General features: G+C 72.1%; 7 protein-coding genes and 1 tRNA gene. 6 read left to right on the top strand and 2 right to left on the bottom strand.

Annotation, left to right across the window (positions count from 1 at the left end):
• Positions 1 to 73: 73 nt before the first annotated feature.
• Positions 74 to 148 (bottom strand) — tRNA-Cys (locus tag CCN29_RS23190).
• Positions 149 to 384: 236 nt separating this feature from the next.
• Here CCN29_RS23190 and CCN29_RS23195 point away from each other — a divergent pair.
• The 6 genes from CCN29_RS23195 to CCN29_RS23220 all read left to right on the top strand — a co-directional run bounded on the left by CCN29_RS23195 (position 385) and on the right by CCN29_RS23220 (position 6,519).
• Positions 385 to 1,842, top strand: a complete 1,458-nt coding sequence (locus CCN29_RS23195) for an MFS transporter (RefSeq protein ID WP_086684210.1) — start codon at positions 385 to 387, stop codon at positions 1,840 to 1,842.
• Between the two features lie 36 nt (positions 1,843 to 1,878).
• Positions 1,879 to 2,079 (top strand): ribbon-helix-helix protein, CopG family, encoded by a 201-nt coding sequence (locus CCN29_RS23200; protein ID WP_086684213.1) that lies wholly within the window; start codon positions 1,879 to 1,881, stop codon positions 2,077 to 2,079.
• Positions 2,076 to 2,456: a type II toxin-antitoxin system death-on-curing family toxin gene (locus CCN29_RS23205; protein WP_086684216.1), complete on the top strand. Its 381-nt coding sequence runs from the start codon at positions 2,076 to 2,078 to the stop codon at positions 2,454 to 2,456. The genes CCN29_RS23200 and CCN29_RS23205 overlap by 4 nt, the downstream gene beginning before the upstream one ends.
• A gap of 126 nt (positions 2,457 to 2,582) precedes the next feature.
• Positions 2,583 to 4,382: a DEAD/DEAH box helicase gene (locus CCN29_RS23210; protein ID WP_031019461.1), complete on the top strand. Its 1,800-nt coding sequence runs from the start codon at positions 2,583 to 2,585 to the stop codon at positions 4,380 to 4,382.
• A 331-nt stretch (positions 4,383 to 4,713) separates the two neighbouring features.
• A complete protein-coding gene (locus tag CCN29_RS23215; RefSeq protein ID WP_006134425.1) occupies positions 4,714 to 5,355 on the top strand; it encodes an IclR family transcriptional regulator in 642 nt (213 codons plus the stop codon).
• A gap of 372 nt (positions 5,356 to 5,727) precedes the next feature.
• Entirely contained in the window at positions 5,728 to 6,519 is a 792-nt protein-coding gene (locus CCN29_RS23220; RefSeq protein WP_086684219.1) for a S16 family serine protease, read from the top strand.
• Between the two features lie 19 nt (positions 6,520 to 6,538).
• On the opposite strand, the gene CCN29_RS23225 is transcribed toward CCN29_RS23220, so the two are convergent.
• A complete protein-coding gene (locus CCN29_RS23225) occupies positions 6,539 to 7,489 on the bottom strand; it encodes a glycine betaine ABC transporter substrate-binding protein (protein ID WP_086684222.1) in 951 nt (316 codons plus the stop codon).
• Between the last annotated feature and the right edge of the window lie 24 nt (positions 7,490 to 7,513).

Consider the following 7,513-nt stretch of genomic DNA (forward strand, 5'->3'; position numbering starts at 1 on the left):
GAATTGAACCCGCGTAACTCCCCGCGAGCGGAGCTCGCTGATGGATGCAGCGCAGGCGAGCCCCCGCCCCCTGTGGAGGCCGTGGCGGGAATTGAACCCACGTAACTCGCTTTGCAGGCGAGCCCCTCAACCACTCGGGCACACGGCCGTGTCGGTCGGTGGGGGAGAGGTGCCGTGAGGCGCCTCGCCGTCCCCGACCGGTGTGTCGACCGTACGGCCGTCCGCTCGCGGGGCTCAAGGGAACTCCGGGGCGTGCAACGCGACTGCCATGCCCCGTTCACAGTCCCCCGTTCACAGTCCCCCCGGTCCTAGGACCAAGGTCCCGGTCCCGGTCCCGACCCCCGACAGGGGTCAACCAGGGCCGTGGCCCTTACTCTGGCGGGCATGACCGCCCCGAACCCCCGCGACACGGGTGTCGCCGAACCCGCCGGCGCCCCCGCCCCGGCCGTCGTCCCCGACGACACCGTCCTCAGCCGCCGGTACCGGGCGCTGAGCATCGGGGTCGTCTCCGTCGTCCTGCTGATCGCCTTCGAGGCGACGGCGGTGGGCACGGCCATGCCCGTCGCGGCCCGCGAGCTGAACGGCGTTCCGCTGTACGCCTTCGCCTTCTCCGGCTACTTCACCACCAGCCTGTTCGGCATGGTGCTGTCCGGCCAGTGGTCCGACCGGCGCGGCCCGCTCGCCCCGCTGACCTGGGGCATCGCCTCCTTCGCGGCGGGGCTGCTGATCGGCGGGACCGCGGGCTCGATGTGGCTGTTCATCCTCGGACGGGCGGTGCAGGGCCTCGGCGGCGGCCTGGTGATCGTCGCGCTGTACGTCGTCGTCGGCCGCGCCTACCCCGAGCGGCTGCGCCCGGCGATCATGGCGGCGTTCGCGGCCGCGTGGGTCGTGCCGTCCATCGTCGGCCCGCTCGCCTCCGGCGCGGTGACCGAACACCTCGGCTGGCGCTGGGTGTTCCTCGGCATCCCGGTGATCGTGGTGCTGCCGCTGGCCCTCGCCCTGCCCCAGATACGGCGGCTCGCCTCCGGGCCGGTCGGGGACGCGGCCGAGGCGCCGGCCTCGTTCGACCGCCGCCGTATCCGGCTGGCGCTCGCCATCTCCTTCGGCGCGGGGCTGCTCCAGTACGCCGCGCAGGACCTGCGGTGGCCGTCCCTGCTGCCGGGCGCGCTGGGCGTGGCCCTGCTGATCCCGGCGGTCCTCGGCCTGCTCCCGCGCGGCACGTACCGGGCGGCCCGCGGCCTGCCCTCGGTCGTGCTCCTGCGCGGGGTCGCGGCGGGCTCGTTCATCGCGGCGGAGTCGTTCGTCCCGCTGATGCTGGTCACCCAGCGCGGCCTCAGCCCGACGCTGGCCGGCTTCTCCCTCGCGGCGGGCGGCGGCACGTGGGCGCTGGGCTCCTGGGTGCAGTCCCGGCCCCGCCTGGAGCGGTACCGGGAGCGGCTGATGACCGTGGGGATGCTGCTGGTCGCGTCCGCGATCGCGGCGGCGCCGAGCGTGCTGATCCACTCCGTGCCCGCCTGGACGCTCGCGGTCGCGTGGGCGTTCGGCTGCTTCGGCATGGGGCTGGTGATCTCCTCCACCAGCGTGATGCTGCTCCACCTCTCCGCCCCCGAGGAGGCGGGCACCAATTCCGCCGCCCTCCAGATCTCCGACGGCCTCTCCAACGTGCTCCTCCTGGCGATCGGCGGCGCCGCGTTCGCCGCGCTCGGCGGCGGCACGGTCAGCCACGCGGCCACGGAGGCCACGGGTTCGCACCCGGCCGCGTTCGCGGCGGTGTTCTTCCCGATGGCGGCGGTGGCCTTGGTGGGTGTCTGGGTGGCGACCCGGGTACGACCGAGGAGGTAGTACCACTTTGACCCCACCCTGTGGTACCATTGTGGTATGGCTATGAACCTGCGTCTTCGCGACGACCAGACGGAAGCCCTGAAGCTGCGCGCCGAGGAGGAGGGCGTCAGCATGCACGCGATACTGCTGCGGGCCGTGGACGACTATCTGGCGCGGACAGCGCACCAGGCGCTGGTTCGCAAGGCCGCCAAGGAGCAGACCGCCAAGTGGGCCGAGCTGCTGGAGCGGCTGAAGTGACGTACGTCTATCTCACGGCCGAGGACGTCCTGGCCATTGCCGAGGACGCCGTCGACGACCAGCGGATCGCCGTGCGTGATGCGGGGCTGCTGGAGTCGGCCGTGCATCGGCCTTCGGCTTCCATGTTCGGTCAGGAGGCCTACGCCGACCTGTTCGACAAGGCGGCGGCACTTCTGCAGTCCCTCGCCGTCAACCATCCCTTAGTCGATGGCAACAAGCGCACGGCATGGGTGTCCTGTGTCGTTTTCCTGGCGCTGAACGGGGTGCAGTTGCGTCCTGACATCGACGCAGCAGAACAGTTGGTCATTGCCGTGGCGACCGGCAGGCTCGACGAGGTCAAGGGCATCTCGGAGGCATTGAGGGACCTGGCTGAGTAGGGGTGTGACCTGAGTCCCATCCCGGCCGGTCCCGGCCCGGTACCGGCGTTACCTCCGTCCGGCCATCGGTAGGGTGGCCCGGTCGTCCTACGCAGCAGAGCCGCCCGACCTACCCTCCCGGAGACCGTGACTACCACCGCCAGCTCCGCGTCCCACTCGCACCACCTGTCCCCGGCCTTCCCCGGCCGCGCCCCCTGGGGCACCGCCGGCAAGCTGCGCGCCTGGCAGCAGGGGGCGATGGAGAAGTACATCCAGGCGCAGCCCCGGGACTTCCTGGCGGTGGCCACCCCCGGCGCCGGCAAGACGACCTTCGCGCTGACGCTGGCGTCCTGGCTGCTCCACCACCACGTGGTGCAGCAGGTGACGGTCGTCGCGCCCACCGAGCATCTGAAGAAGCAGTGGGCGGAGGCCGCCGCCCGCATAGGCATCAAGCTCGACCCCGAGTACAGCGCGGGCCCGCTCGGCCGGGAGTACGACGGCGTCGCCGTGACGTACGCCGGTGTCGGCGTGCGCCCCATGCTGCACCGCAACCGGGTCGAGCAGCGCAAGACGCTCGTGATCCTGGACGAGATCCACCACGCCGGCGACTCCAAGTCGTGGGGCGAGGCGTGTCTGGAGGCGTTCGAGCCGGCGACGCGACGGCTCGCGCTGACCGGTACGCCGTTCCGCTCGGACACCAACCCCATCCCGTTCGTGACGTACGAGGAGGGCGACGACGGGATCCGCCGGTCGTCCGCCGACTACACCTACGGGTACGGCTCCGCTCTCGCCGACGGCGTCGTCCGTCCGGTGATCTTCATGTCGTACAGCGGCAACATGCGCTGGCGCACCAAGGCGGGCGACGAGATCGCCGCCAGGCTGGGCGAGCCCATGACGAAGGACGCGATCAGCCAGGCGTGGCGCACCGCGCTCGACCCGCGCGGGGAGTGGATGCCGTCCGTGCTGCGCGCCGCCGACCAGCGGCTCACCGAGGTCAGGAAGGCCATCCCGGACGCCGGCGCCCTGGTCATCGCCTCCGACCAGGAGTCCGCCCGCGCCTACGCCAAGCTGATCCGCGACATCACCGGCCACAAGGCCACGCTGGTCCTCTCCGACGACGCCGGCGCGTCGCAGCGGATCGACGACTTCAGCGCGAGCGACGACCGCTGGATGGTCGCCGTCCGCATGGTGTCCGAGGGCGTCGACGTCCCGCGCCTCGCGGTCGGCGTGTACGCCACCACGATCTCCACGCCGCTGTTCTTCGCCCAGGCCGTCGGCCGTTTCGTACGGTCCCGGCGGCGCGGCGAGACCGCGTCCGTGTTCCTGCCGACCGTGCCGGACCTGCTCGGCTTCGCCAACGAGATGGAGCGCGAGCGCGACCACGTCCTCGACAAGCCCAAGAAGGAGGGCGAGGAGGACCCGTACGCCGAGTCCGAGAAGGAGATGGACGAGGCGAACAAGCAGCAGGACGAGGACACCGGCGAGCAGGACATGCTGCCCTTCGAGGCGCTGGAGTCCGACGCCGTCTTCGACCGCGTCATGTACAACGGCGCCGAGTTCGGCATGCAGGCCCACCCCGGCAGCGAGGAGGAGCAGGACTACCTCGGCATCCCCGGCCTCCTCGAACCCGACCAGGTGCAGCTGCTGCTCCAGAAGCGGCAGGCCCGGCAGATCGCGCACAGCAAGAAGAAGCCGGCCGAGGAGGCCGACCTGCTCGAACTGCCCGCCGAGCGGCGGCCCGTGGTCTCCCACAAGGAGATGATGGAGCTGCGCAAGAAGCTCAACACCCTCGTCGGCGCCTACGTCCACCAGAGCGGCAAGCCGCACGGCGTGATCCACACCGAGCTGCGCCGGGTGTGCGGCGGTCCGCCGTCCGCCGAGGCCACCGCGGGACAGCTGCGGCAGCGCATCGCCAAGGTCCAGGAGTGGGCCACCCGCATGCGGTGAGACGCCCGGGCGCCGTCCGTGGACGGTGAGGCGTGCCGGAGCGGTGCCGGACCGGTCACCGCGCAAGCGCACCGGGACAAAAGTGACCAGTTTGTTCAACTGGTGACCGGATTCTGGACGGAGCCTTCCGCTCAGCGGACCGGCTCGCTACTGTCCCGCTACGCACACGCCCCGTGGCAGCGCCGCCGCGGAGCGCAGCCGTGAAGCGACTGTGCCCGGGACTGGTCCGGGCCGCCGGCCGATCGGCGGCATCTGAAGCGCGTGACCGCCGGGACCGGTGACGCACATGCAGCGAGGGGCCGCCGACCTCACCACTGAAGGAGTGGGCGTCGTGACCGCGGAGACCTCTCAGACGCTCGACAGGGGCCTACGGGTCCTCAAACTGCTCGCCGACACGGACCACGGGCTGACCGTCACCGAGCTTTCCCACAAACTGGGCGTCAACCGGACCGTGGTGTACCGGCTGCTCGCCACGTTGGAACAGCACGCCCTCGTCCGCCGCGACCTGGGCGGACGGGCCCGCGTCGGGCTCGGCGTGCTGCGGCTGGGCCGGCAGGTGCACCCGCTGGTCCGGGAGGCGGCGATGCCGGCGCTGCGGTCCCTCGCGGAGGACATCGGCGCGACCGCCCATCTGACCCTGGTCGACGGGGCGGAGGCCCTCGCGGTGGCCGTGGTGGAGCCGTCGTGGACCGACTACCACGTGGCCTACCGGGCGGGTTTCCGGCATCCCCTGGACCGCGGGGCCGCGGGCAGGGCGATCCTCGCCGCCCGTCAGAAGACCCCCGGCGACCCCGGCTACACCCTGACCCACGGCGAGCTGGAGACCGGCGCGTGCGGGGCGGCCGCGCCGCTGGTGGGGGTCACGGGCGTCGAGGGGAGCGTGGGGGTGGTGATGCTCGCGGACGTCGTGCCGGAGCGCGTCGGCAAGCGGGTGGTGGAGGCGGCCCGGGAGGTGGCCGAAGCCCTGCGCTGAACGCGCCTCAGGGGGCGCGGGGAACTGCGCGATCAGCCCCGCACGGCCCGCACCCGGCGTGCGACAGTCCCCGGCACCCCGGTGGCCGTCTGGGGCGCGGAGCGCCCTTCGGGGGCGCGGGGAACTGCGCGATCAGCCCCGCACGGCCCGCACCCGGCGTGCGACAGTCCCCGGCACCCCGGTGGCCGTACGTGGTGGGGCGCGGGCCCGCTGAAGGGTGCCGCCTGCGCCCACCCGTGCCGCCCCAAGCGGCACGACTGCCCGCAGGCGGCAGGCGCCTCCAGCCGCCGTGCCGCCCGCACCCGGCGTGCAACAGCCTCCCGCACCCCGGTGGCCGCCGGCCCCCCACCCCCGTCACGTTAGATTGGCTGCGTGCTCACTCGCCTCACACGTCCCCAGGCCCTGGCCGTCTGCGCCGCCCCGGTCGCCGCGCTGCTGGCCACCGCCGTGTTCGCGCCGCTGCCCTTCTCCGTGGCGCAGCCCGGGATGACGGCCGACGTTCTCGGCGAGAACAAGGGGCAGCAGGTCATCACCATCTCCGGCGCCCCCGTACGGAAGACCACCGGCGAGCTGCGGATGACCACCATCGAGGCGACCTCGCCGGACACCCGCGTGAATCTGCCGCAGGTGATCGACAGCTGGTTCCGCACCGACGAGGCGGTCATGCCCCGCGACGCCGTCTACCCCAGCGGGGACGACGTACGGGAGATCGAGCAGTACAACCAGAAGCAGATGAAGGAGTCCCAGGACGAGGCCACGCGCGCCGCGCTGACCTACCTGGGCCAGGAGAACGAGGGCATCGACGTCACCCTGAAGCTCGCCGACGTCGGCGGGCCCAGCGCCGGGCTGCTGTTCTCCCTCGGCATCGTCGACAAGCTGGACGGCGACGGCAGCGGCGGCGACCTCACCGGCGGCCGGGTCGTGGCCGGCACCGGCACGATCGACGCCCGGGGCAGGGTCGGCGCGGTGGGCGGCGTGCCGCTGAAGACGCAGGCCGCCAAGCGGGACGGCGCCACCGTCTTCCTGGTCCCGCGCGACGAGTGCGGCGAGGCGAAGGCGGAACTGCCCGACGGCCTGCGCCTGGTGCCGGTGACCACGCTCGAGGGCGCCGTGGACGCGCTGGTCGCGTTGGAGAAGGGCACCGGCACGGTCCCGAGCTGCTGACCCGGCGCCCCGCTCCCCGCTACCCCTCCTTCACGAACCCCTCGGCCACCATCCAGTCCAACGCGACCTGATGGGGGTCCTCCCCGTCGACGTCGACCCGGGCGTTCAGCGTCTGCGCCACGTTGTTGTCCAGCTTCTCCGTGACCGGGGCCAGCACCTCGGCGATCGCCGGCCACTTCTTCAGCGTCTTGCTGTTCACGGTCGGGGCCGCGTTGTAGTTGGGGAAGAACTTCTTGTCGTCCTCCATCACCACCAGGTTCATCGACTTGATCCGCCCGTCGGTGGTGAACACCTCGCCGTAGGCGCAGGCGCCCTTGGCGGTCTGGGTGTAGATGATCCCGGTGTCCATCTGCGTGACGTTGCCCGCCGGGACGTCCATGCCGTACGCCTTCTCCATGCCGGGCAGCCCGTCCGCACGGTTGGCGAACTCGCCCTCCACGCACAGCGTCACGGCGCCCGGGTCGGACTTCGACAGCTCCGCCACCTCCGAGAGGGTGCGGGTGCGGTACCGCTCGTAGTTGGCCTGGTTCATGGCCAGCGCGTACGTGTTGTTCAGCCGCGACGGCTCCAGCCAGGTCACGCCGTTCTTCGCGTCCGCCTCCCGCACCGCCAGCCACTGCTCGCGCGGGTCCGGGATCGGCCTGCTGTTGCCCTGGTACGTGATCCACGCGGTGCCCGTGTACTCGAACCCGGCGTCCGCCTCGCCCTTGACGACCGCCTCCCGCGAGCCGACCGAGCCCTGGATGCCGGTCCGGTCCACCACCTCCGCGCCCGCCGCCTGGAAGGCGATGCCCATGATCGCGCCGAGGATCAGCTGCTCGGTGAACTCCTTGGAGGTGACGGTCAGACTCGCGCCCTCCAGCGGTTTTCCCTGTCCGACCGTGCCCGGCTCCACGTCGTCGACCATCGGCGACCCGCTGGTCAGCCCGCACCCCGACACCACCGCCAGCAGCACCGCCGCCACCGTCAGCCGCGGTGGCGGCGGTGCTGCTGG

The organism is Streptomyces pseudogriseolus (assembly GCA_002154585.1).
In the GTDB taxonomy this organism is placed as follows: Bacteria; Actinomycetota; Actinomycetes; order Streptomycetales; family Streptomycetaceae; genus Streptomyces; species Streptomyces pseudogriseolus.